This window comes from Phenylobacterium sp. (genome assembly GCF_013822795.1).
Lineage (GTDB): Bacteria > Pseudomonadota > Alphaproteobacteria > Caulobacterales > Caulobacteraceae > Phenylobacterium.
The window spans coordinates 16,318-41,069 of the sequence record NZ_PNLB01000008.1 but is presented as its reverse complement, the minus strand read 5'-3'; the positions used below and the strand labels follow the sequence as shown (position 1 = coordinate 41,069).

At 64.5% G+C, this 24,752-nt stretch carries 16 protein-coding genes and 1 pseudogene; 9 read left to right on the top strand and 8 right to left on the bottom strand.

Annotation, left to right across the window (positions count from 1 at the left end):
* The first annotated feature begins 29 nt into the window (after nt 1-29).
* From C0481_RS08840 to rfbA, 5 genes are all read left to right on the top strand, one after another.
* Nucleotides 30-2,702, top strand: a complete 2,673-nt coding sequence (locus C0481_RS08840) for an AMP-binding protein (RefSeq protein WP_293402746.1) — start codon at nt 30-32, stop codon at nt 2,700-2,702.
* 174 nt (nt 2,703-2,876) lie between these two features.
* Entirely contained in the window at nt 2,877-4,343 is a 1,467-nt protein-coding gene (locus tag C0481_RS08835) for an ATP-binding protein (protein ID WP_293402744.1), read from the top strand.
* 95 nt (nt 4,344-4,438) lie between these two features.
* Nucleotides 4,439-5,503 (top strand): dTDP-glucose 4,6-dehydratase, encoded by a 1,065-nt coding sequence (rfbB, locus tag C0481_RS08830; RefSeq protein WP_293402741.1) that lies wholly within the window; start codon nt 4,439-4,441, stop codon nt 5,501-5,503.
* The gene (rfbD, locus tag C0481_RS08825) at nt 5,500-6,414 is read left to right on the top strand and encodes a dTDP-4-dehydrorhamnose reductase (RefSeq protein WP_293402739.1); all 915 of its coding nucleotides are present in this window, start codon (nt 5,500-5,502) and stop codon (nt 6,412-6,414) included. The genes rfbB and rfbD overlap by 4 nt, the downstream gene beginning before the upstream one ends.
* Nucleotides 6,415-7,308, top strand: a complete 894-nt coding sequence (gene rfbA / locus C0481_RS08820) for a glucose-1-phosphate thymidylyltransferase RfbA (RefSeq protein ID WP_293402736.1) — start codon at nt 6,415-6,417, stop codon at nt 7,306-7,308.
* A 274-nt stretch (nt 7,309-7,582) separates the two neighbouring features.
* Here the strand turns inward: rfbA and C0481_RS08815 are convergent, their stop codons facing one another.
* Nucleotides 7,583-9,199, bottom strand: a complete 1,617-nt coding sequence (locus tag C0481_RS08815; RefSeq protein ID WP_293402734.1) for a right-handed parallel beta-helix repeat-containing protein — start codon at nt 9,197-9,199, stop codon at nt 7,583-7,585.
* 333 nt (nt 9,200-9,532) lie between these two features.
* On the opposite strand from C0481_RS08815, the gene C0481_RS08810 reads away from it, so the two are divergent.
* Nucleotides 9,533-11,113 carry an O-antigen ligase family protein gene (locus C0481_RS08810; RefSeq protein WP_293402732.1) on the top strand — a complete coding sequence of 527 codons (1,581 nt, stop codon included), beginning with the start codon at nt 9,533-9,535 and terminating at the stop codon, nt 11,111-11,113.
* A 290-nt stretch (nt 11,114-11,403) separates the two neighbouring features.
* Here the strand turns inward: C0481_RS08810 and C0481_RS08805 are convergent, their stop codons facing one another.
* The 3 genes from C0481_RS08805 to C0481_RS08795 all read right to left on the bottom strand — a co-directional run bounded on the left by C0481_RS08805 (nt 11,404) and on the right by C0481_RS08795 (nt 14,828).
* Nucleotides 11,404-12,294, bottom strand: a complete 891-nt coding sequence (locus C0481_RS08805) for a right-handed parallel beta-helix repeat-containing protein (protein ID WP_293402730.1) — start codon at nt 12,292-12,294, stop codon at nt 11,404-11,406.
* 156 nt (nt 12,295-12,450) lie between these two features.
* Complete coding sequence (locus C0481_RS08800; RefSeq protein WP_293402728.1) at nt 12,451-13,740, bottom strand: Gfo/Idh/MocA family oxidoreductase; 1,290 nt, start codon at nt 13,738-13,740, stop codon at nt 12,451-12,453.
* A 2-nt stretch (nt 13,741-13,742) separates the two neighbouring features.
* Nucleotides 13,743-14,828, bottom strand: coding sequence for a Gfo/Idh/MocA family oxidoreductase (locus tag C0481_RS08795; RefSeq protein ID WP_293402726.1), 1,086 nt, complete (start codon nt 14,826-14,828; stop codon nt 13,743-13,745).
* A gap of 130 nt (nt 14,829-14,958) precedes the next feature.
* Between C0481_RS08795 and C0481_RS08790 the strand changes: the two genes are divergently transcribed.
* The 3 genes from C0481_RS08790 (at nt 14,959) to C0481_RS08780 (ending at nt 20,694) form a co-directional block, all read left to right on the top strand.
* Nucleotides 14,959-16,080: an acyltransferase gene (locus C0481_RS08790; protein ID WP_363223361.1), complete on the top strand. Its 1,122-nt coding sequence runs from the start codon at nt 14,959-14,961 to the stop codon at nt 16,078-16,080.
* Between the two features lie 228 nt (nt 16,081-16,308).
* Nucleotides 16,309-18,339 (top strand): right-handed parallel beta-helix repeat-containing protein, encoded by a 2,031-nt coding sequence (locus C0481_RS08785; protein ID WP_293402722.1) that lies wholly within the window; start codon nt 16,309-16,311, stop codon nt 18,337-18,339.
* 321 nt (nt 18,340-18,660) lie between these two features.
* Nucleotides 18,661-20,694, top strand: coding sequence for a right-handed parallel beta-helix repeat-containing protein (locus tag C0481_RS08780; protein ID WP_293402720.1), 2,034 nt, complete (start codon nt 18,661-18,663; stop codon nt 20,692-20,694).
* A gap of 94 nt (nt 20,695-20,788) precedes the next feature.
* Here C0481_RS08780 and welK read toward each other — a convergent pair whose 3' ends face one another.
* The 4 genes and pseudogenes from welK to C0481_RS08760 form a co-directional block, all read right to left on the bottom strand.
* A complete protein-coding gene (welK, locus tag C0481_RS08775) occupies nt 20,789-21,874 on the bottom strand; it encodes a beta-1,4-glucuronosyltransferase WelK (RefSeq protein WP_293402718.1) in 1,086 nt (361 codons plus the stop codon).
* A gap of 168 nt (nt 21,875-22,042) precedes the next feature.
* Nucleotides 22,043-22,822, bottom strand: a pseudogene (locus C0481_RS08770) (DDE-type integrase/transposase/recombinase).
* 119 nt (nt 22,823-22,941) lie between these two features.
* Nucleotides 22,942-23,871 (bottom strand): glycosyltransferase family 2 protein, encoded by a 930-nt coding sequence (locus tag C0481_RS08765; RefSeq protein ID WP_293402717.1) that lies wholly within the window; start codon nt 23,869-23,871, stop codon nt 22,942-22,944.
* Nucleotides 23,868-24,743 (bottom strand): glycosyltransferase, encoded by an 876-nt coding sequence (locus C0481_RS08760; RefSeq protein WP_293402716.1) that lies wholly within the window; start codon nt 24,741-24,743, stop codon nt 23,868-23,870. Before C0481_RS08760 ends, C0481_RS08765 begins: the two co-directional genes overlap by 4 nt.
* Nucleotides 24,744-24,752 lie beyond the last annotated feature (9 nt).

Below are 24,752 nucleotides of genomic sequence, written 5' to 3'. Positions count from 1 at the left end.
TCGGGAGTACCCCTTCGGTCGCGCAAGGCATGGGGCTGACGACGCGGCCGGACCAGACCGACATGGGGGCTGAGCCGTTGAGTGCGTCCGATACGATCGCTTCGTCCGTTCCGCTCATGGCGACGTTCGCCGAGCGTCTTGAGGAATATGGCTCAGCTCTGGCGGTAGCCACCGACGCAGGCGAGCGTCTGAGCTACCAAGAACTCGCCGCTCGCGCCGACGACTTCGCCAAGGGCCTGCCGCCGGGGCGGCATCTGCTGCTGATCGAGGCGGCTAACGAACTGGCCCCGCTGGTCGCCTACATCGCCGCCCTGCGCCATGGCCATCCGGTGATCATGGCCAGCGCCGACAGCGGCGGACAGCTGCAACGCACCATCGAGATCTTTCGCCCGACGATCCGCTACCACAGGTCCGGCGGACGCTGGGTCATCCAGGCCGGCCCGCCTGGCCCGCGCGACCTGCATCCGGATCTGGCGGTGCTGCTGTCGACCTCCGGCTCGACCGGGGCGGCCAAGCTGGTGCGTCTCGATCGGGGTTCGATCGAGGCCAACGCCGCGGCGATCGGAACCTATCTTGGCTTGGGGCCCGATGAGCGGGCGATCACCACCCTGCCGATCCACTACAGCTATGGCCTGTCGGTGGTGAACTCGCACCTGGCGGCGGGCGGCGCGATCCTGCTGACCGGGCGCTCGGTGGTGGACGAGTCGTTCTGGGACTTCTTCACGGCCGAAGGCGCGACGTCGCTCGCCGGGGTTCCTTACACCTACGAACTTTTCGAGCGGATCGGCCTGCGCCGTCGCGAACTGCCGTCGCTGCGCACGATGACCCAGGCTGGCGGGCGGCTGCCGCCGGAGACCGCTCAGGTGTACGCCGAATGGGCGCGGGGCGCGGACGTGCGCTTCTTCGTCATGTACGGCCAGACAGAGGCGACGGCGCGGATGGCCTATGTGCCGCCTGAGCTGCTGCTGGAAAATTCAAGCTGCATCGGGGTCGCGATCCCGGGGGGCGCGTTCCATCTGATCGATGAGGCCGGCGGCGTCGTGAGCGGCGCCGGGGTTCAAGGCGAGTTGGTCTATCGCGGCGCCAACGTGATGTCAGGCTATGCGCTGGTCGAGGCGGATCTGGCCAAGGGGCGCGAGCTTTCCGAGTTGCGGACCGGTGATCTGGCGAGCCGCGACGCGCAGGGCCTCTATCGAATCGTCGGCCGCAAGAACCGGTTCTCCAAGCTGTTCGGCCTACGCATCAGCTTCGACGAGGTTGAGGCCCATCTGCGCCGCGAGGGCGTGAGTGCGATCGTCACCGGTGACGACGAACTGTTGGCGGTGGGCGTGGTCTCGACCGAGCCGCGGGTCGTGGCCGAGGGGTTGGCCGAGGCGTTTTCGCTGCCGGCCTCGGTCATCGAGGTGGTGGGCTACGACGAACTGCCGACCTTGAGCTCGGGCAAGATGGACTACCAGGCGCTGCTCGCGACCGCGCACGACGCGCCCGCACGCCGGACGCCGGCGCGCGGACGCGGGGGGAGGGCGATCGAGGCGGCGTTCCACCATGCCTTCCCGCGCGCGGCCATCACGCCAGCCGACAGCTTCGTCAGCCTTGGCGGCGACTCCCTCGGCTATGTCCGGCTGTCGCTCGACATCGAGGAGCGGCTGGGCAGCCTGCCCGAGCGCTGGGAAGAGACCAGCATCGCCGACCTGCAGGCGCTGGCCGACAAGGCCACGACCCGCAGCCGTGGGACCTTCAGCCTGCGCGGGATCGAGTCCGAGGTCGCCATCCGGGCGGTCGCGATCATGAGCGTGGTGATCTCGCACGCCTCGGCCTGGCCCGTCGGCGGCAGCGCGCACGTCCTGCTGCTGCTCTCGGGGTACAATCTCTCGCGCTATCAGGGCTCGCGGCTCAACGACGGCGGCGGCCGCTCGATGCTGGCGAGCTTCTTCCAGAGGATCATCGCGCCTTACTACGCGATCCTCTGTCTCTACCTGATCTCGGAAAAGTCCTTCGACGTGCCGTCGCTGCTGCTGGTCAGCAACGTGTTCGGCCGCTTCGGCAGTTTCCTGGAGCCGTACTGGTTCCTGGAGGTGCTGCTCCAATGCATGGTGATCCTCGCGCTGCTGTTCGCCATCGGGCCGGTGCGCCGGTTCGCCGTGCGAAAGCCGTGGGAGTTCGGCTTGGCGCTGCTGGCCGGGGCGCTGGCGTGCCGGGTGATCGCATCGCTGATCCTGCCGCACGAGTATCTGTTGGAGCGCACGCCCGACAGCGTCTTCTATCTACTAGCGTTCGGCTGGTGCCTGCACCGGGCCACGACCACGACGCGTAAGCTGATGCTGACTGTGGCTTGTCTTGGGATCGCTGCGCTGCAGGCGGCGGGGCCGCCCGAGATCTGGGAGCACTTCGGCTATCCGTCCAATGTGACCCACGCCATCTGGTTCGCGGGGGCCGCCTGCCTGATCATGTGGGCGCCGCGGATCTTCCTGCCCAATGTGCTGCACGGTCTCATCGGATTGATCGCGGCGGCGAGTTTCTACATCTACTTGACCCATGGGGTGCCCGTGCATGCCTTCCTGCATGTGGCGCACATCCACAACGTCCCCCTTATCCTGGCTGTGTCGCTGGTGTTGGGCGTGGCGGCCTATAAGGTCTCGGAGATAGTGTCGGAGCGGCTCGCCCGGAGCCACTTTGGGCGGGGACGGGAAGTTGTTCAGTAAAGCTTGGCGAGCAGAGGCTGCGATTAACGTTGACTCAACTCGGACCGGTTTAAGATTTCGCCACAATCAGCGTGTTTACGGGTGGCGGGTTCATACCTGTGGTCGTAGACCGTCGATATCGAAGATGCACCGCAGCATGGGGTGCTTGGAGGCGCCGTGAGTTGGATAAATAGCATGATGGCGCGCTCTTTCGGGCGTAAGCCGAAAGCCGCCACGAACCCCCAGCCGAACCTTGTCTTCGCCGCGCCGCCGACGCCGCGCGACGGTGCGCAGGCCAAGAAGCAGCCCGATGCGGCCTTCCCGCGCTTCCAGTCGATGGCCGGCGATCAGCTGAGCCCGCGCCTCAACGACCGTTTCGCGAGCGCGCGGATCAAGTTGCGCAGTGCGTTCACGCCGTCGCAGCCGATCACCGACCGCAAGATGTTCGCGGGGCGCACCGACGTGCTGACCACGCTGATCCGCTCGATCGAGGATCAGCGCGTCCACGTGATCATGTATGGCGAGCGCGGGATCGGTAAGACCTCGCTTGTCCACGTGCTGACGCAGGCGGCCGAAGAAGCCCGCTACATCGTGGTCTATTGCTCGTGCGGCGCCGGTTCGACTTTCGACGAAATCTTCCGCGCTGTGGCCGGAGACATTCCGCTGCTGTTCCACAGCGGCTTTGCGCCGACCACCAATGAGGCTGAGCGCGGCGGCACCCTGGCCGATCTGCTGCCGGTCACGACCCTGACGCCGCGCCTGGTCGCCGATCTGTTCGCCAAGCTGACGGGCACGCGCGTGCTGGTGGTGCTGGATGAATTCGACGTCTGCGACTCTCCGGAATTCCGCCGCAACATCGCCGAGCTGATCAAGAACCTGTCGGACCGCTCGATCCGCACCCAGCTGGTGATCGCCGGCGTCGCCGCCGACCTGACCGAACTGGTCGAGCACATCCCGTCGATCCGCCGCAACATCTTCGCCCTGCAGGTGCCGAAGATGAGCGCGTCCGAGGTCAACCACCTGGTCGAGAACGGCGAAGAGCTGAGCGGCCTGACCTACGACAAGGCGGCGACCGACTTCATCGTCTTCGTCGCCAACGGTTCGCCCTATCTCGCGAGCCTGCTGAGCCACCATTCGGGCCTGGCGGCGATCGACAAGGGACGCACCAACGTCGCGATCGAGGACGTCTCGCAGGCCGTCGACCAGGCGCTGACCGAGTTCCGCGGGCGGATCTCCAAGCCCACGCTGAGCCAGATCGACCAAGCCGCCAAGACCGGCGTGCGCCATGTGCTCGGGGTCATGGCCGGCGCGGCGATCTTCAACAACGGACGCTTCGACGACCGCGACGTGGACGCGCTTTACCCGAGCGCCGCCAACGCTGCGAACTTCAAGGCGACGATCGAGGAGCTGGCGGTCAAGCACGTGCTGCTCGAAGCTCACGACGACGAGTTCGGCCGCGGCTATCGCTTCTCGGAAGAAGCGGTGCTGCCCTATCTGTGGATCCTGGCCGCGCAACAGCGCTTCCTGGAGAGCCGCAAGGCGAACGCACCGGCCGACAAGCCGATGGTTCCGACCACCGACAAGGCGACGGCCAGCGAGAAGCCCGCCGAGAAGGCGACGTCGGCCGCCGTGGTCGCTCCCAGGGCCGCCGGTCGGTCCTGATCGGGAACCGAAAGGGCGCCTGGCCCTTTCGCCAATGGCGGTGCAGGCGGTATGGAGTAGCCTTCGACGCCAGCGATCTCTGGGGGAGTAGGTTTTTGCGTATTCTTGTCACCGGCGGCGCCGGCTTCATCGGCTCGGCTCTGATCCGGCATCTGATCGCCGAAACCGAGCATGAGGTGCTGAACCTCGATAAGCTGACCTATGCCGGCGACGAGCGCTCGCTCGACGGCGTGGCTGGCGACAACCGCTATGGATTCCGCAAGGCCGATATCGCCGACGCCGGCGCGGTGCGCGCGGCCCTGCGCGACTTCCGTCCGCACATCGTGACCCACCTGGCGGCGGAGTCGCACGTCGACCGTTCGATCGACGGGCCGGCCGAATTCATTCAGACCAACATCATCGGCACATTCGTGATGCTGTCGGAGGTGCTGGCCTATTGGCGCGGCCTGGACGGGGAGGCGCAGGACGCCTTCCGCTTCCATCATATTTCGACCGATGAGGTGTTCGGCTCGCTCGGCGACACTGGCTTCTTCACCGAGGCGACGGCCTACGACCCGCGGTCGCCCTATTCGGCCTCGAAGGCTTCGTCCGACCATCTGGTCCGAGCCTGGCACCATACCTACGGCCTGCCGGTTCTGGTCACCAACTGCTCGAACAACTATGGCCCGTATCACTTCCCCGAGAAGCTGATCCCGCTGATGATCGTCAAGTGCCTGGCCGGCGAGCCGCTGCCGGTCTACGGCGCCGGCGCCAATGTCCGCGACTGGCTGTATGTCGACGATCATGCCCGGGCGCTGACCCGGGTCTTCGAGGCCGGGACCCCGGGCGAGAGCTACATCATCGGCGGGCGCGCCGAGCGTACCAACCTGCAGGTCGTGCATGCGATCTGCGAGGCGCTGGACCGACTGCGGCCCCGCGCCGATGGCAAGCCCTACAAGGATCAGATCAGCTTCGTCGCCGATCGTCCGGGACACGATCATCGCTACGCCATCGACCCGACCAAGCTCGACCGCGAGCTGGGCTGGCAGGCGGCCGAGAGCTTCGACACCGGCATCGAAAAGACCGTGCGCTGGTATCTCGACAACGACAGCTGGTGGGCCCCGATCCTGTCGCGCAGCGACGCCGGCCAGCGCCTGGGCCTGAAGACCGTCGGCGCATGACTTCCACCGTCACCGGGGACGTGCTGCTGACCGGCGGCAGCGGTCAGGTCGGTATCGAAATTCTCCGGCAGGCGCCCGCGACGATGAACGTCGTGGCGCCCCGTCGCGGGGAGTTGGACCTGGGCGACCCGGACGCGATCCTGGCGCTGGTCGCCTCGCGTCCCTGGGCCGCGGTGATCAACTGCGGCGCCTACACCGCGGTCGACCGGGCGCAAAGCGACGTCGTCGAGGCCTGGCGCGCCAACGCCTTGGGCCCCGCGGCCCTGGCGCAGGCGTGCGCCGCCGCGCAGATCCCGCTGATCCATGTGTCCACCGACTACGTGTTCGACGGTTCCAAGCCCGGGATCTACACCGAGGCCGACCCGGTGGCGCCGCTGGGCGTCTATGGCGGGTCCAAGGAGGCCGGGGAGCAGGCCGTGCGCACCGCGGCGCCGCGTCATGTGATCCTGCGCACCGCCTGGGTCGTCAGCCCGCACGGGTCGAACTTCATCAAGACGATGCTGCGGCTGGCCGAGACGAGGCCCGAGATCCGGGTCGTCGACGATCAGCGCGGCTGCCCGACCAGCGCGGCCGATATCGCCGCCACCCTGCTCAAGATCACCGGGCGAATGATCGCCAACCCGCAGACGGCGCCGCGCGGCACCTATCACTTCGTCAATGACGGTGAGGCGAGCTGGTGCGAGCTGGCGCGGGCAGTGTTCGAGATGGCGGCCGCGCGCGGTTGTCCGACGCCGCGCGTCGAAGCCATCACGACCGCCGAGTATCCGACCCCGGCCCGCCGGCCGGCCAATTCACGCCTGAGTGTCGCCAAGTTGCGGGCCGACTACGGGATCGAACCGCGGCCTTGGCGGGCCGCGGTGGAAGACATTGTCGAGGCGCTGCTTCCCGCCAAGCAGGAACAAGGACTTTAGATGAAGGGCATCATCCTGGCCGGAGGCTCGGGCACCCGGCTGCATCCGGCGACTCTGGCGGTCAACAAGCAGCTGCTGCCGATCTACGACAAGCCGATGATCTACTATCCGCTGTCGGTGCTCATGCTGGCCGGCATCCGAGAGATCCTGATCATCTCGTCGCCCGAGTATATCGACAACTATCGGCGCCTGTTCGAGGACGGATCGAACTTCGGGCTCAAGATCGAGTATGCGATCCAACCCAAGCCGGAAGGGCTGGCGCAAGCCTTCCTGATCGGGGAGTCCTTCGTCGGCGACGAGCGCGCCGCCCTGGTGCTGGGCGACAACATCTTCTTCGGCGCGGGCATGAGCCAGCTTCTGCGCAACGCCGCGACCCGCGAGAACGGCGCGACGATCTTCTCCTACGAGGTCGACCAACCCCAGGCCTATGGCGTCGTGGAGCTGGACGACACCGGCCGCGCGATCAGTCTGGAGGAGAAGCCGGTCGAACCGAAGTCGCGCCAGGCGGTCACCGGCCTCTACTTCTACGACAACCGCGTCGTCGAGTTCGCCAAGCAAGTTCGCCCCTCGGCGCGTGGCGAGCTGGAGATCACCGACCTCAACCGCATCTACATGGAAGCTGGCGACTTGTTCGTCGAGCAGCTGTCGCGCGGATACGCCTGGCTCGACACCGGCACGCACGAGAGCCTGGTCGAGGCCTCGGAGTTCGTCCGCGCCGTGCAGAAACGCCAGGGCGTGCACATCGCTTGCCTTGAAGAGATCGCCTACATCAACGGCTTCATCGACCGCGACCAGCTGCGCGTGCGCGGCAAGCTGTTCGAGAAGACCGCCTACGGGCGCTACCTGCTGGACATCGCCGAGCAGGCGGCCCCGCCGAGCCGGCGGCTGATCTAGGGCGCGGCGGGCGGCCGGATCGGGCTGAGGCTCGGCCGGTCCTTGACGTCGATGTCCTTGTTGTCGCTCTGCAGCAGCTTCCAAAAGCGGTTGTTGAACACCTTGGCGCCGTGACCGGCCCGCCTTGAACGACTTGCTCACGCGGCGGCTGGGATGGCGCGCTTTGCGGCGCGGCGTCTGCGGCCAGGGCCAAGAGCAGGGCTACCAGCATGGCGTGCGCCGTTCGCAGCAGCGAGGGCGGAGCCGCGCCCTGGCAGACGTCTTGGCCTGCGCGTCAGGCCGAGACGATCCATCCGTCGGATAGCGACGACATCGAGACGTTGGCCAGAACCATGCGTGCGCCGCCCGCCAGGTCGATGACGACGTCGGCGCCGATCTGGGACACCGTGTAGCGCGAGCCGTCGCCGATGAAGACGCGGTCGCCCTCGGCGCGGTTGAAGTCGGTGAGCAGGTCGAGGCCGGCTTGGGCGAAGATGTGGAAGGTGTCGGCGCCAGCGCCGCCAGTGACAGTGTCGTCCCCGAGATCGCCTGACAGCCAGTCGTCGCCGTCGCCGCCGAAGATGACGTCGTTGTGCTGGCCGCCGCGAACGATGTCCGCGCCCGCGTCGCCATAGAGGGTGTCGTTGCCGAGGTTGCCGAGCACGAGGTCGGCGCCGGCGCCGCCGAGCAGCAGATCGTTGTTCTGGCCGCCGGACACCCAGTCGTCGCCGGCGCCGCCGTTGATGGTGTCGTCGCCGGTGTTGCCGTTGATGTCGTCGTTGCCGCCGCCGCCCAGGATGCTGTCGGCGCCGTCGCCGCCGCGGAGATAGTCGGCGTAGTCGCGGCCGATGATGACGTCATCGCCGGCGCCGCCTTCGATGCGGCTGCCGCCGTCGATGCGGGCGCTGAGGTGGTCGTTGCCGTCGCTGCCCTTGATCCAATGGGCGAGCGCGTTGGCTCCGTCACCCGGCAGGGCCGCGATGACGCTATTGCCCGTCTGCGACAGGTTGGCGTTCGATTCCAGGACGTAGGTCATCGCCTGGTTGTTGCTCAGCTGGGCGTTGGTCGTGTCGCTGAGCCGGATCCAGGAGGTCATGTCGCCGTAGCCGACAACCAGATTGCCGTCGACCACCAGACCGTTGGTCTTGGTGACCATGATGCCGTTGTACATGCCGCCGATTACGACGTTGTCGGTGACGGTGACCCGGTCGTAGCCGAGTCCGACCTGGTCGGTGATGAACACACCCTGGATCACCTCGCCGGAGCCGCGGGTGATCAGGTTGCCGCTGACCACGATGTCAGTCGCTCGGGCGGTCGCGCCGCGGGTGAGGAACTGGATGGCGTCGGGGTGGTCGCCGCTCACCGGATAGAAGTCGGTGAAGGAGTTGCCGACGATCTGAACTCTTGAGGCGCCGACCGCGACGATGCCGTCGGCGCGCAGGTCGTGCATGCGATTGTTGTCGACCCGCACGTCGCTGCTGTCGGTGAGGCTGATGCCGTGATCGAGCTGTTGGAACTCCGATCCGGTGACGCGCACGCCGCTGCTGTTGCGGATCAGGATCCCGGATTGATCGTCGGCCGGGTTGCCGTTCAAAGAACCGTGAATGCTGAGATTGGCGAGCGTAATGTCCTTCGAAATGAGGACCTGGGCGTTCCAGACCGTCCACGGCGAGCTGAAATCGAGGTTCAGGTTGCTGATCACCAGCCCCTGGCTGCTGTTCACCGTCAGCCCGGTCAGGGTCGCCGGATTGCCCGGATCAGCCGACGTGATAGTGACCGCGCTGTCGAAGACGAGATTCTTCAGTTGAACGTTAGAATAGTTGCCGGCTTGCAGGAGTATCCTGTCTCCAGCCTTGGCGACGCCAAGTGCAGCGGTAAGTTCGGCGGCGCTAGCGCACAGGATATCAGCCATGAGGATCGCGTCTTCTCTATTCTGGTCGCAGCCCCCGCTGTCTCACCGACCATAGCGGGTGAAGCTCAACGGTCACCGAGGCTATATTGACGCAGGAGGTCTGGCGCCTCCGTCCGAACCTGATGGGGGTCGAACACACCTAACAAATGCTTAAATTCGGGGCGCAACTTACCCGTACGCCACCTGGAGGCGGATCCGAAATCCTGCCGCCGCCACGCCTTCGCGACTTAGCGAGCGCTGATAGGAATGTTAATTCATGGACGTCAGGTTGTGAATGCCTAGCTTCGGCGCGCGTGAGGGCCGGCGGATTGGAAACGACTGGGAGAAGCCCTGATGTGGGCCCGGAGCGACAGTGACAGCCGCAGTTCGCGGCCGATCATCCTGAAACCCTACACCCGGCGAGGTCCGGGGCGTCTGGTTCAGGCTGTCCTCCTGCTCGCGTTCATGGGCTTTTGCCTGTTCTTCGGGTTCTTCTACGGCCTGACGACGCCGTTCCTGATCAAGCAGCTAGTCATCCCGATCATTCTGCTGGCCCTGATCACGGTCTGGGCGCTGCCCGACATGAAGACTGCGCCGGCCGGCGCGCTCTATGGGCTGAGTTTCGCCTTCCTCATCGTGCTGTTTCTTTGGCCGAACTACCTGGCGGTCGCGTTGCCGGGGTTGCCCTGGATCACGCTGATGCGGTTGGTCGGTGGGCCGCTCGCGCTGATTCTGGCTATCAGCTACTCGATGTCCCCGGATTTCCGTGCGCAGTTGAAGGAGTCGCTCAACGCGACGCCGCTGGTCTACAAGCTGCTTGCCGGCTTCGTGCTGATCCAGGTCGTCACGATCGCCTTCTCTGATCAGAAGGACTTCTCGATCCAGCGGGTCTTCAACGCGCAACTGAGCTGGACATCGATCTACTTCGCCAGCGCGTTCGTCTTCCTCAAGCCCGGACGGGTTCACCGCTGGGCGGTGATCCTCTGGGCCGTGACGGTCATCGTCTGCCTGATGGGGCTCCTTGAGTACAAGGTCAGCCGCCCGTCGTGGGGCCCTTATGTTCCGAACTTCCTCAAGATCGAAGATGAGAGCGTGCTCCGCTCGCTGACCGGCAGCGCACGGTCGGCGACTGGAACGTATCGGGTGCAGAGCACCTTCTCGACTCCGCTGGGGCTGGCCGAGTTCTTGGCGCTGACGGCGCCCTTCATCCTGCACTTCGTGATGTTCGGGAAGACCATGGCCACGCGCGTCGCCGCGGCGGTGACCATGCCGCTGATGCTCTACGTCGTGATCGTCACCGATTCGCGGCTCGGGATGGTGGGCTTCCTGCTCTCGTTCATGCTCTATCTGCTGCTGTGGAGCGGCCTCAAGTGGCGGGCCAACAAGGCCAGCTTGCTGGCGCCGGCGATCGTGCTGGCCTACCCGGCGATCTTTGCCCTGTTTATCGCCGCGACGATGTTCGTCGGGCGGCTGCGAAACCTGGTCTGGGGCGGCGGCGACACCGCGGCGAGCACGGATGCGCGCGGGACGCAGTGGGAAATGGGCATCCCCAAGATCCTCAAGGCGCCTTGGGGGCATGGCGCGGGGACGGGCGGGGACACGTTGGGTTTCTTGAGTCCGATCGGCATCCAGACCATCGACACCTACTATCTGACTATCGGCCTAGAGTACGGCGTGATCGGTTTTGTCGTCTATTACGGGATGTTGGTCGCCTCGACCTATTATGCCGCGAAATACGCGGTCCGCTCCCCCAAGGGCGAACTTAGCTACTTTATGCCCGCCGCCATCGCTTTGGTGAACTTCATTGTCATCAAGTCGGTGTTCAGCCAGCAGGACAATCACCCGCTGATCTTCATGCTGATGGGTATTGTCACGGCGATGGTCTACCGCGCGACCCGCGAGAATCCCGACGTAGCGGCTCGGACCGGAGCCTAGGTGTTTAGTCCCGGTGTGTGGGGGGCTCAGCTTAGCTGAGTGCTCACACCGGGAGGAGCTATGGGCCAGATACTCCACGGCAGCGCCACGACCGCGTACGCCATCCGAGCGGCGATACAGCGATCGAAGGCTCCGCTCAAAGAGCTAGGGCGTCTCCAGTCGAGATCATGGACGTGGCGGACTCGTGCATGGCTACTGTGGTGTCGGAACGCGCGTGACCGCAGGTATCCCGCGGCGGTGTTGATGTTTGATCAATGGTCGACTGCTTTCGCCGCCAATTGGCGCCGGGCTTACTTGATCGCTGGCGCGTCTTTGCAGCGCGGGCCTGCGGTCGATGGCATGTCTGGCACGGTGTTGCCGCAGACCGAGACGCCCGCCTGGGCGCGGATCACCGCCTTCTTCGTTGAGCCCTTGGCGCGCTGAACGGTGTTCATGCGGATGGAGCAAGACCTACAGTCGCCCAGGGTGATCTGATGATAGCCGTCGGTTTGTATGGTGTTGAACTCGATCCGGATGTTCTCAAGCGGCGCATCGCCGTCCTTGTCCATCTGGGTGAGGCCCTGGGTCTCGCCCTCGACCCGATTGTAGGCGATCACGGCGTCGGCGACGCCGTTGCGCATCTGCACGGCGTCGTTGTGGTAGCCGTCCACCCAGGCGCCGCCGAGCGCGACGCAGTCGCGCCGTTTGACCCCGAGGGTGATCTTGCCGGCCACATTGCATTCGGTCGGCTTGCCGATCTGATCGGCAAAGGTGTTGCGCAAGATCGTCAGGCCCTTGGTGTTTGACGCGATGACCCCGTCCTCGCCGTAGTGCTGGAATCGATTGTCGTTGAGCGTCACGTCCCTGGCGCCGTCCAGCACGACGCTCTTCTTGGCGTTGGTGATCAGCGCGCCAGTGACCGATACGTTGGCGGCGTCGCGGATGAGCACGCCGTAACCGTCGCGTCCCCTGCCATGCGCACCCTGCGGCGCCGATATAGTTCCACCGCGCCACGAGATGTTCTGGCCCCCGACGACGGCCAGGCCGCGGACGCTGGCGCCGTCAGCTTGAATGGTCACCGTCCTTGGATAGCTGCGGGTGATCGTGATCGCGGAGCAGTCGCCTTTCAGCGCGATGGACTCACCACCCTTGGCGGCGGCGAGCACGCTGAGAATGGTCGCGCATGTGGCTGCAATGCTCATTTCGATCGCTCTGCGTTGGCGCGGTTCGTGTTCACGGAGGCACTACCGACCTAAGGTGCAGACCACGTCAATCCTGCCGGCCCTTCAGCGCCGGCAGGAAGCCTGGACCCGATCCTGTCCGATTTGCGCGAGATGCAGTCGGGTAGAGATGCCGCACTAGCTGCCGTGCATTCGGATTAGGATCGGCTCCACAAGGCGGGCCAGCACCCCAGGCTTCAGTTGCAGCTTGAGGCGGCGTTCGTCGGAGGCGAAGTCTAGCGGCTTGAGCGGCTCGAATGTGGTCTCCAGGCTGGTGACCCTGCCTTCTCGCGCAGCCGAAATAGCTAGCGTCAACTCGGTCACGTGCAGCACGAAGTCGGCGCTCAGCCAAGGTTCGCGCCCGGCCGCAATCGCCGCCGCCATCTCGGCGACACCCACACTCTTGTCTTGTTGGCCGAGTTGCATGCGCTTGAGCGCTGCGATCGGGTTCTTCCAGCGCCGAAGCCACGAGGGCCGCAGGCCGCTCGACAGCAGCGGGACCGAACGCCCACCTACGCCGAGTAGCATTTGCAGGAGCGAATTCTCGCGCACCCAGCGCGCCTTGCGCGCGTTGAGGGAGAGGCCGGAATAGCGTTCGAGGCGCACTGGGCAGTAGTAGTCGCGATAGGTGTTCACCGACAGCTCGCCCTCGTCGCCGATGACGCGCATCCGCTGGTCGAACGTTGCGACGATGCTGATCGTCAGGCGAGCCACGACGCCTGAGTGGAAGGTGATGCAGGCCACCGAGAAGTCCGGCGTGTCCGGCGGATCGAGATTCACGCCCGGCGCCTTGTCCGGCACCAGGCAGCTGGAGAATGCCGAAACGCTCTGCGCGGGACCGAACATCGCGCAAAGCCAGCTGAGATAGTAGCCGGCATGCTCATAGGTGCATCCGGCCTCGTACTCGTGCTCGTAGGGCCACGGGGCCCCGGTGCGGCTGCGCCACGTCTCCGGATGCATCAGATAGACCGGATTGTCGTCGAACTCGGCGTAGACCACCCGGGGCTTGCCGACTGCGCCAGCTCGTAGAGCCCGCCACATGGTCTGCACCGTGTCGGACATGGCGTTGGAAGGCGCGCCCGAAACGCGGAGCCCTCGCTCGCGGGCGAGGGCCATTAGTTCTCGAGAGCTCTCCAGGTCCGGCGTGAACGGCTTTTCGCTGTAGACATGCTTGCCGGCCAATAGCGCCGCGCGCGTGACGTTGTAGTGGCTCTCGATGCTGGTGAGGTTCAGGACCAGCTCGATGGAGCTGTCGGCCAGAAGCTCCTCGTTCGAAGCATAGACCTTGAGGCCGTAGGCTTGCCCGACATGCTCGGCGCGCGGTCGATCGACGTCAGTAACGCCAGCCAGTTCGAGGCCGCGATGGTTACGGAAGGTCGACATGTAGTGGTCGAACACATAGCCGCAGCCGATAATCCCAACCCGCATCGTCATCCCTGCTCTAAGCGGCTTGTCGCGCGCCAACTGTCTCGAATTTGATCCAGGAGTTCGGCCGCGGCGAGGGTGTCGGCGTGCGGCATGCCGGCGTGCTCCAGCGCACCTGCGCGCATCGCCTCCATGGCCGCCAGGGCCTCGTGCCCGTACCCGTTGCCCAAATAGGGCGCTGCATGCACGCGAGGCCGGGCGAGCAGGGGAGCCAGGCGCGCCCGCGCGACTTGCGCCGCCGACGTTTCCTTAAGCCGAGCGATCAAACCGTCAGAGAACCGCTCGGGGCCGCGCGGAGAGGACCGAGTGATTACGACGCCCGTGGGGCGGTAAATCGGACCTTGGAATGCGAGGCGGCCGTGGTCTCCGAGGATCACCAGGGTGTTGTCCGCTTGGCTGCGAAGCCCAGCGTAGACATGTGACGCGGCCCCGCTCGGGTGGATCAAAGTCGCCGAGACATCCTCGTCGACGCCGGTTTCGCCGATCCGCGCAGTGGCGCTGGCGAGTTGAGCGGGGCCCAGGAGGTCAATCGCAAGGGAGATGGGATAGACGCCCCGATGCGCTAGCGCGCCGCCGCCGCTCGCCTTGCTGAAGAGCGAGGTCGCGGGCTCAACGCGTTGGGACACGGCGAAGCTCGCCGAAAGGCTGCGCACCTCGCCGATGGCGCCGTCCGCCAGCAGTCGCCGGGCCTTGGCGACCGCCGGAAGGAAGCGGGTCCACATCGCCTCCATGCAGAAGACGCCTGCGGCGCGGGCCGCCTCAATGATGCGCGCTGCGTCCGCCCCAGTCGCCGCGAAAGGCTTCTCGATCAGGACTCCCTTGCCGGCGGCGATCGCGGCGAGGGCGTGGGCGACGTGCTCGCTGGGCGGCGTGGCGATGTAAACAATGTCGACTGGATCGGTCGGCCCCAGGTCGTAGCCCGTGCGAGCTATCGGGATCCGATGGCGTTCGGCGAATGCCTCGGCCTTGCCTGCGGTCCGCGACGCCACGAGTTCAGTGGACGCCCCGGGCAGGCCTTTGAGCGCCAGCGCAAACTTCTCGGCGACTGGGCCGGTCCCGAATATTCCCCACCTAATCGACTGCAAAAGCAATCCCCCTGCTGGGCTCACCTTTGCAACTGGCGATCCAATCTTGTCAAATGATCCTGCTCTGGGTTTGGCGCGGCGCCCAAAACGTGGCGTCAGAGCTAGCCATGCACTAACATTGAACCCGGATGACCCAATGGGGTTGGGGCGAGCTTGGCGGGGCGCTGTGATGCGAATTAATGATGAGCGTCTAAATGCTGACGCCAACAATTTCACGGCTGTGAGGTTGTTGCTCGCATCTTCGGTCATTTACACGCATTGCTACTTCACGACGACGGGCATTCGGAACGCCGATGACCTGAGTAATTTTCTGGGCGCGACAATCTCGACCTATGCTGTCGACGGGTTTTTCTTCCTCAGCGGGTTTCTCGTCTATCCAAGCTTGCTGCGGCTGCGCAGTCCGGTGCGCTTCCTGACCGCGCGTTTCGTGCGACTCTGGCCTGGGCTGGCGCTTTGCGTGCTGTTGACGGTTCTGGTCGGCGCCTTCTTCACGTCGGCCTCGATGGGGGGGTATTTCGGCGGCGACACGGCGCGCTTCATTCTGAGCAACCTGAGCTTCACGGCGGCCTCCTACCGCCTGACCGGCGTCGAATGCGGCGGCGAGGCCTGCGTTCTGAATGGCTCGCTCTGGACCCTGCCTTGGGAGGTCCGCTGCTATGCGGTGTTGGCGCTGTTGGGCGCGCTGGGGCTGGCGCGGCCGGCGATCATGAAGTGGGCGGTGTTGCCGCTCAGCTTGGTTGGGGTGCTGGTCTGGGACGTTCCGCAGGTGCAGGAGTTGGCGCGCAGCCTGGCCGGCGACGGCGCGGTCTATCTCATCGAGACCTTTGACCGGCTGTGGGCGGCCTTCGCGATGGGCATTGCGGCCTACGTTTTCCGCGAGCGCATCCGGCTCTCCTGGTGGGCGCTGGGGGCGCTGTTTGTCGCCACGCTCGCCGCCCATGCCCTGGGCGTCGGCCTGCACATGCGGGCGTTGCTGATCGGCTATGCCGTGCTCTGCCTGGGGCTGCTGACCGCCCAACGCAGGGTCTTCTCAGCCAAGTGGCCGGATTATAGCTACGGCATGTACATCTACGGCTATCCGGTGATGGTCCTGATCTACGCGTTTTGGCCGACGCCCTCGCACATGGCGCTGACCGCAGTCACCATGGCGGCGACCGTCCCGCTCGCCGCGCTCTCCTGGCATCTGGTCGAGAGTCCGGCGCTCGAAGCCTATCGTCGGCATCGGAGCGCCCGCCGCTTGGCCGCTCAACAGGCCTAGTTCGCTCCCTGGCAAGACTGGCGCGCCGCCTGGCAGGTTGATGTCGGCGCGCTTGGTCATGTTTGCGGTCTGAACGTGATATGGTTTCCAATTGTTTAGGTTAGGGCGCAATTAACCTAGCTGATTAAGCTCGGTTCAAGCCGATGGTTGCTACTCGTAAGTCCACAACGGGGCATCTCGTACTCGGAAATACAATTCCTTGTACGGATCTGGTGGCGGAGAGATATCGTGATACTCACGGCGAATAGCGCTCAAACCCTCACGGCGGCGCTTAATTCAGCTAAGGCTGGGGATACGATCCTTCTTGAGGCTGGCAATTACTCGAACGTCCAGATCAAGAACTTCGTGTTCGACGGGACGGTGACCATCGCCTCGAAGGATCCGGGCAATCCGGCGACCTTCACCGGCCTGGTGGTTTCGGGCAGCGAAAACCTGTCCTTCCAGAACCTGCACATGGACTTCAGCTCCCCCTGGACGGTGTGGAACGCTCAGGTCCTCAACTCGAAGAACATCGAGCTGAACAATCTCGACTTCCATGGTTCGCTGAACGGCAACCCGGCCGACGACCAGAACGCGCTGCTGATCCGCAACAGCGAGGGCGTCAAGGTGACCGGCTCGGAGTTCCAAGAGTTCTCCCACGGCGTCAGCATGATGAGCAGCAACAATGTGCGCATCGAGGGCAACAGCTTCCACGACCTGCGCTCGGACGGGGTGATGGGCGCCGGGACCTCGAACGTCCAGGTCATCGGCAACGTCTTCACGGACTTCTATCCCGGGGAGGGCGACCACCCCGACGCGATCCAGTTCCTGACCCGCGGGACCACGGAGAGGGCTCACGACATTCTGGTGAGCGGCAATTTGATCACCCGCGGCGATGGGGCGATCATCCAAGGCGTCTTCGTCACCGACCAGATCGGGCTCGGCTATGACCGCGTCACGATCACCGACAACGTCGTGGCCGGCGGGATGTACAACGGCATCATGGTCACGAGCGCTAACGGCGTGGTGATCGATGGCAACTTCGTCGCCTCCTACGGCGACCAGAAGTCGTGGATCCGGGTCAGCGACACGACCAACGCTCAGCTCAGCAATAACCAGGCGGCGAGCTACGTTCTGCAGAACAATTCCGGCCTGACGCAAACCGGCGACGTCGTCTTCACCGCGTTGTCCGCCGAGCAGGTCGCCAATCTGAACACCTGGCTCGCGGCCAACGCCGGCGTTTCGAGCAAGCTGGTGGGCATGCTGGACGACCCCGCGGTTCCGACCGACACCACGACGCCGACCGAGCCGACGGTTCCGACCACGCCTACGGTTCCCGCGACGCCGACGACGCCCACGGCTCCGACCACGCCGACCGCGCCGGTGATCCCGGCTCCGGTCGAGGGGCCTGTGGTGGTGCTGGCCGGCACGGCTGGCGATGATCGCCTGACCGTCAAGGGCAAGGCTAACATGCAGCTCGAGGGCGGTGCGGGGAACGACGTCCTGACCGGGGGGGCGGGCGCCAACACGCTGATCGGCGGCGCGGGCGACGACACCTACATCATTCGCGACGGTGACGATGTGATCGTCGAGGGCGCGAATGGCGGGGCTGATCTTGTCTACTCCTACGTCAATCACACGCTGGCCGACAACGTCGAGACCCTGAGGCTGCAGGAAGGCGCCACGGTCGGCATCGGCAACGGCCTGGCCAATGGCATCACCGGGACGACCCAGGCTGACAGCCTGTCAGGGCGGGGCGGCGACGACGACCTGCGCGGTCGCGACGGTAACGACACGCTCGATGGCGGCGACGGCGCCGATCATCTCCAGGGCGACGCCGGCGACGACCGCCTCGACGGCGGCGCGGGCAATGACAGCCTGTACGGCGGCGAGGGCAACGACATCCTGATCGGCGGGGCTGGTAACAACCGCCTCGAGGGCGGTGTCGGCGCCGACACCCTGGTTGGCGGCTCGGGGGCGGACACCTTTATCTATCGTCCGGGCCACCTGGTCGGAGTTGATCGGATCGAGGGCTTCTCCTCGGCCCAAGGCGACCGCATTCACCTCGCCGAGCTGGATGCGAACCTCAACACCGCCGCGAACGACAAATTCGCGTTCATCGGTTCGAGCGCCTTCAGCGGCAAGGCCGGCGAGTTGCGGTTCCAGGTCATCAACGGCGATGCACACGTCTACGGCGACATGAATGGCGATCGCATCGCCGACTTCGAGATAAACGTGGTGGGTGTCACCAAGCTCACGTCCGCCGACTTCATGCTCTGAGTGAGCTGAAAACCGGTTCCGAACACTATCCCGCCGCTGCGTCCCCTGCAGCGGCGGGTTTTCTTTTGGTTATCGCCAAGGAAAACTGAAGATTAGTTGGGCTTCGCCCGAATTCTGCCCGATTCAGGACATGTCTCGGCCCCGAATCAACCGTCACCATACAGATGTGTGACAGTCTAAATTAGCGACATTTCAGGTTTGTTGCGACGTTCCGTCACCTGGATGGGGGCAATCTGAGTATGTAGATAGTCGCTCACATTCAGTGGCTTTGGTGCATTCAGATGTACCGGACTTGGCCACCAATAGTGAGGGTCTCCCTACGTGACTAATATTACTGTTAATAGTGCAGATTCGCTGCGTGCCGCTCTTACGACTGCTAAGGCGGGCGACAACATCCTTCTCTCGGCCGGTAACTACGGCAATGTCAATCTGAAGGGCATTGTCTTCGACGGCACGGTGACGATCACCTCGAAGGATGCGGGTAATCCAGCGACCTTGACGGGTCTGACCGTGGCCAACAGCCAGGGCCTCTCGTTCGAGAACCTGCACATGGATTACAGCAATCCGTGGACCGTATGGAACACCCAGGTCAACAATTCCAAGAACATCTCGTTCGACAACATGAACTTCCACGGGTCGTTGAACAACAACCCGGCCGATGATGAAAACGCCATGCTCATTCGTGGCAGCACGAATGTCACGGTGACCAATTCGGAGTTCCAAGAGCTCTCGCACGGCGTCAGCATGATAGACAGCTCCGGCGTGCGCATCGAAGGCAACAACATGCACGACATGCGCGCGGACGGCGTGATGTCGCTCGGCACCTCGAATGTGCAGGTGCTCAACAACTCCTTCCATGACTTTGCGCCGGCCACCGGCGACCACCCGGACGCCATCCAGTTCCTGACCCGCGGCGCGGCCTCTGCGGCGAAGAACATCGTAATCAGCGGCAACGTGATTGCGCGTGGTGAAGGCGGCATTATTCAAGGCATCTTCATCACCGACCAGGCGGGCCTCGCCTACTCGAACGTGACCGTGACCGACAACGTCGTCGCTGGCGGCATGTACAACGGCATCATGGTGTCCAACACCAACGGCCTGGTCGTCGATGGCAACACCATCGCGCCCTACGGCGACATGACGTCGTGGATCCGGATCGCGGGCTCGACCAACGCCAAGATCACCAACAACGAAGCCGGCAGCTTCATCCTTTCGGAAACGACGACGGCCGCCAATAACGGCAACGTCAAGATCAGCGCTCTGACGGCCTCCGACATCGCCAAGATCAATGCGTGGATCAAGGCGCACGAAGGTGAAGCTGGCGACATCTCGACCTTCCCGCTGCCGGGTGGCGCTCCGACTCCGGACCCGAAGCCTGAGCCGACCCCGGACCCCACCCCGGATCCGACCCCGACGCCGGATCCCACGCCGGATCCGACTCCCGACCCGACGCCGGATCCCGGTCCGGGCGAGGGCAATGGTTCGCTGACGGTGGTCAAGGGCACCTCGGGCGCCGACCGTCTGACGGTCAACGGCAAGGAGAACATGCAACTGGAAGGCGGCGCCGGTAACGACGTGCTGACCGGCGGCAAGGGCGCCAACGTCCTGATCGGCGGGGCCGGCAACGACACCTACGTGATCAAGGACGCCGATGACAAGATCGTCGAGTCCGCGAACGGCGGCGTCGACCAAGTCTATGCCTACGTCAATCACACGCTGGCCGACAACGTCGAGAACCTGAGGCTCTGGGAGGGCGCCACGTCGGGCACCGGCAACGCGCTGGCCAACGACATCACCGGCACCACCAAGGCCGACAGCCTGTCGGGCATGGGTGGTGATGACATCCTGCGCGGTCGGGAAGGCAACGACACCCTGTCGGGCGGCGACGGCAATGACCGTCTGCTGGGCGACGCTGGCGCTGACCGTCTCGAAGGCGGCAATGGCAACGACACGCTCAACGGCCTCGACGGCAACGACGTCCTGATCGGTGGAGCCGGCAACGACCGCCTCGACGGCGGCCCCGGCGCCGACACCCTGACCGGCGGCGCTGGCGCCGACAGCTTCGCGTTCCGTCCGGCTGACATTGGGTCGGTCGACACGATCACGGACTTCTCGAAGGCGCAGGGCGACAAGATCCTGCTCAGCGAGCTGGACGCCAACACCAAGACGGCGGCGAACGACAAATTCGCCTTCATCGGGACGAAGGCGTTTAGCGGCCAGGCCGGCCAACTTCGCTACGAGGTCACCAAGGGCGAAACTCACGTCTACGGCGATATGAATGGCGACAAGGTGGCTGACCTGCACATCAAGCTGACGGGCGTTCACAGCCTCGATGGCTCGGAGTTCGCACTCTAAGCCAGCCCACTCGGACTGCTCCGGACCCGGCCGCCATGCCCAGGTCCGGAGCGACCGGTTGCAATATCGAAGAGCGTGACGGCCCGAACGGTCGTCACGCTCTTTGTGTGTGCGGCCTGCGCTTGCGGCGTTCCTGGTCGAGCACGCCGTCGAGATAGTCCATCAACTCGCTGGGATCGGTGGTGGCCAGCACCGGCGGCCGGGATTTGATCCGCTCGATCGCCAGGGCGAGTTCGTCGGCGTCGTTGGCGACCTCAATCAAACCGCGCGCGGCGAAGGCGCTGGTGATCTCGGCCTGGTGGTTGTCGTAGTGCTCGCCCTTCTCCAGCAGCCGCGGGAACGCGATCACCCGGCAGCCTTGTCGCAGCGCGGTGATCAGCGAGCCGGTTCCGCCGTGACAGACCACGATGTCGGCGTCGGTGAGCAGTTCCTGGATTTTGTCGAACGGCAGGGTTTCCACCGCGGTGACACCCTGCGGTCGCGGGGCGCCGACCCCGGTCTGGATGATGACGTCCTCGGCCAGGTCGCCGCGCGCCTTGAGTTCGGCGACCGACGAAACCAGGCGCTCGAACGGTAGGGTGGCGCCGACGGTCGCGAACAGCAGCGGTTTCTTGGGCGGCGGCGGGGTGTCCAGCAGCCGGAAGGGGTCGAACACCCTGGCCTTGGGGAAATGCGGCGCCAGCGCCTTGGACTGCACCACGACGTCGTGGGCGATCGGGGCGGCGATCCTGGCGAACAGCGACGGGTGGTCGAAGCGAGCGAAAGAGTCGATGACGACGGTCCGCGCGCCACGCAGGCGGGCCCAGGCGACCGCGAAGAACACCGCTCCGGCTCCGGTCGAAATGACGACGTCGGGGCGTTCGCGCGCGATGATCGCAGCGGAGCGGAAGAAGTTGCTGACGCCGGCCCGGACCATCCGCCAGGGCGCGCCCAGTCGCGCCTGGCCGACGGCGACATGGGGGACGAAGTGCGTGCGGTGGCGTTCGGCGAGGGTCGCGCCGAGCGCAGTGTCCTCGGTGACGAAGAAATAGTCGTGCTTCGACCAGATGCTCTCCAGGTCGAGCAACTGGCGGACGTGACCACCGCCCGAGGCGGCCAGACATAGCCGAAGCCGACGGCCGACGGGCTTGGCGCCGTTCGCTGGCGCTGCTTCTGCAGCTACGACGTCTGAAATCGCCACTGTCTCGCCATCACTGTTCACGCGTGAAATCTCTCGTTACCGCTCAGACATCTAAAGACGGGTTACTACGTGGCTTGCTATTTGTCGGCCAGTCGCCGCTAAACCGCCGCGAAACTTTTCTTGTCGTAGGGAGACCACACGCGGTCGGCGCAGTTCAGCTTGCCGGCGTCACCTACGGTCGAACGCGTCCTTCGCGGTGACCTGCCCCCCGCCGCTCCCTCGATCATTGTGAGAGCCCAGGGGGTTGATAGTTGATCTCCATCGTCGGCGGCAGCGGCCGGCGTCGCGCAGCTTGCCGTTGAAGCTCTCGACGAAGCCGTTCTGCTGCGGCTTGCCCGGCGCGATGTAATGCCAGTCGACGCCGGTGCGGTTGGTCCATTCCAGCATGGCCCGGCTGGTCATCTCCGTGCCGTTGTCGCTGACGATGGTCGCGGGCCTGCCGCGCCGGGCGATCAGGGCGTCGAGCTCGCGGGCCATGCGATGGCCGCCAATCGAGGTGTCCACGACCAGCGCCAGGGCCTCGCGGGCGAAGTCGTCGACGATGCAGAGGATCCGGAAGCGCCGGCCTCAGCTCAGCGTGTCGGCGACGAAGTCCAGGCTCCAGCGCTGATTGGGCCCGACCGGCAGCGCCATCGGCGCCCGCGTGCCGGTGGCGCGCTTGCGGCCACGGCGCCTGGGCACCGCAGGCCCTCCTCGCGCGCTGCAGGCCCGATCAGTTTTTTCCCAGAAGGTCCTTCAGCGCCGACACGTCCAGCATCGACTCCACCAGCAGCTTCTTCAGCCGCCGGCTCTCGTCCTCCAGCGTCTTCAGCTTCTGCGCGTCCGACACGCTCATCCCGCTGCACTTGGCCTTCCAGCGGTAGAAGGTCTGCTTGCTGATCCCGTGCCGCCGCGGCACACATCCGCCGTCGGGCTCCCGGCCTCCTGCTCACGCAACACGCCGATGATCTGCGCCTCGTTGAATCTGCTCTACTTCACGTCCGTCTCCTCTAGGTGACGGACTCTCGCTCAAAACGCGGGATCAGGAAGGGGGCAGGTCAATATCGGCTCTGCCTACAGATCCAGACTTAGGTTCTCTGCAAAAAGTGCGGAACGCCGCGCGCATTTGCTAACCCGGCGCCCCAACCAGCCAGTCCATAAGCCACCTGACGCCAAGCAGCACGCCGACCAAAGTGTAGGAAAATGAGCGCCAACGAGGAAATCGCGGCGACCGGCAATAATAACGGATACATGTCGCGCGTTGTTAGCATCTTGTTGCGTTCGTTTAGGTATATTGGCGTTCTAGGCCTCTTCCGAATTTGCTCGTATGAACCTGTAGTAGATCCCGCATAATGAAGAACCATGGCGCCCTCCGCATATCCAAGACGAAGGCCACGCCTTACAGCGCGTAAGCACCACTCCACTTCTTCGCAGTATAGAAAATACTCCTCGCGCATGCGGCCGGCAACTTCAAGGAACCGCCTACTAACAAGCATCGACGCGCCGCTCAGATAATTTTGTTCCTTCTCGATTCGGCGTGGATCTGGCTTGGCGGATGTTGGGCTACCGTGGCCGATGGATTCGGCCCGCGCCATCCATCCTCGCCATCTGCCGCCGAACGACTGCACCCGCCCATCGGGAAGATAGACTGTCCCCCCGACGGCATCGCAGTCGCCGCGCCCAAGCCGCTCCACCTTGAGCTCAAGGGCTGTGGGATCCGGTTGAGTATCCGGGTTTAGGATCCACCATGCGTCGGCATCGGGCGTCGCTGAGATGCAGATGTTCACGCCACCTGCAAAACCCAAATTTCGTTCCGCTAAAATCACCTCGACCGGCTGCCCGCCCCGCAGCTTTTCCGGGAGTGAGGCCTTGAGCTGCTCAAAGGCTATGGGCCCGCCGTTCTCGCAAATTATCACCTCGAATGCAGTATGCGAGGATTGCTCAACCGCCCGGAGGCATCTCCTTATGTCCTCCGCGTTCTGAAAGGCGACAATGCAAATTGCTACGTGCGTGTTCATGAACGTGTGCGAGCCAATAGAGATATGGCGTGCCAAGCGCGCCAGCTCCGGAGCTTGAACAACGTGCCGACTGCACGGCCGCGCTGTTCAAAGGAAGTCAGCTGATCGCTTAAGAATATCCTTGGTGTGTGCACCACGGCTGAGAGCGGTAGCGCCAAGCTCCGGAGGAGCCACAGCAACTTACCAAACTGCCGCTCGCGATAAAGGCCATAGGTTTCTAGATTCACGCGCCGCCACTTTAACCAGAGCGCGCTCCAGTTATGGCGCGCTGGATGGCCGACTACGGCTTGCGGAGCGTACGCCAAGCGGTAACCCATACTCCGCGCGCGATGAGACCACTCGATATCTTCCGAAACGCCCACGCCAAAGCCGCCGACATGGTCAAACATCTCGCGCCTGCAGAACAGATTTCCCGCGCCAGTGAACCCTTTACGCGTGATGTAAGACTTGAAGTCGAATGCGAAAACTCTTTCGAAGGCTTCGCTCCCTGTCATGCGCTGAAGGTCCTCAACCAGCACACACACGCGCCCCCCCACGAAATCGCAGCGTTCGAGCGCCTCGAGGCCCGCTTCGAGCCATCCTGGCTCGGGAACACAATCAGAATCGGTAAAGGCGAGAATGGGAGCAGTTGACGCCCCCACTCCGCCGTTTCGGGCAGGTCCGGCCCCCTTCTCACTCACCACAACAAGTCTCGCGCGCTCGCATATGACTGCGCGAATGGCGTCGGGACCTTCTGGCGAGCCGTTGTCCGCAACAATGATCTCGAAGTCACTTGAAAGAGTCTGGTGTCGAAGCGCATCCAGACAAATATCCAACCGTTCTAGGTCGCTGTAGTGTGGTATAATCACACTGACCTTGGGGGCGCTGTTCATTGGCGGCAT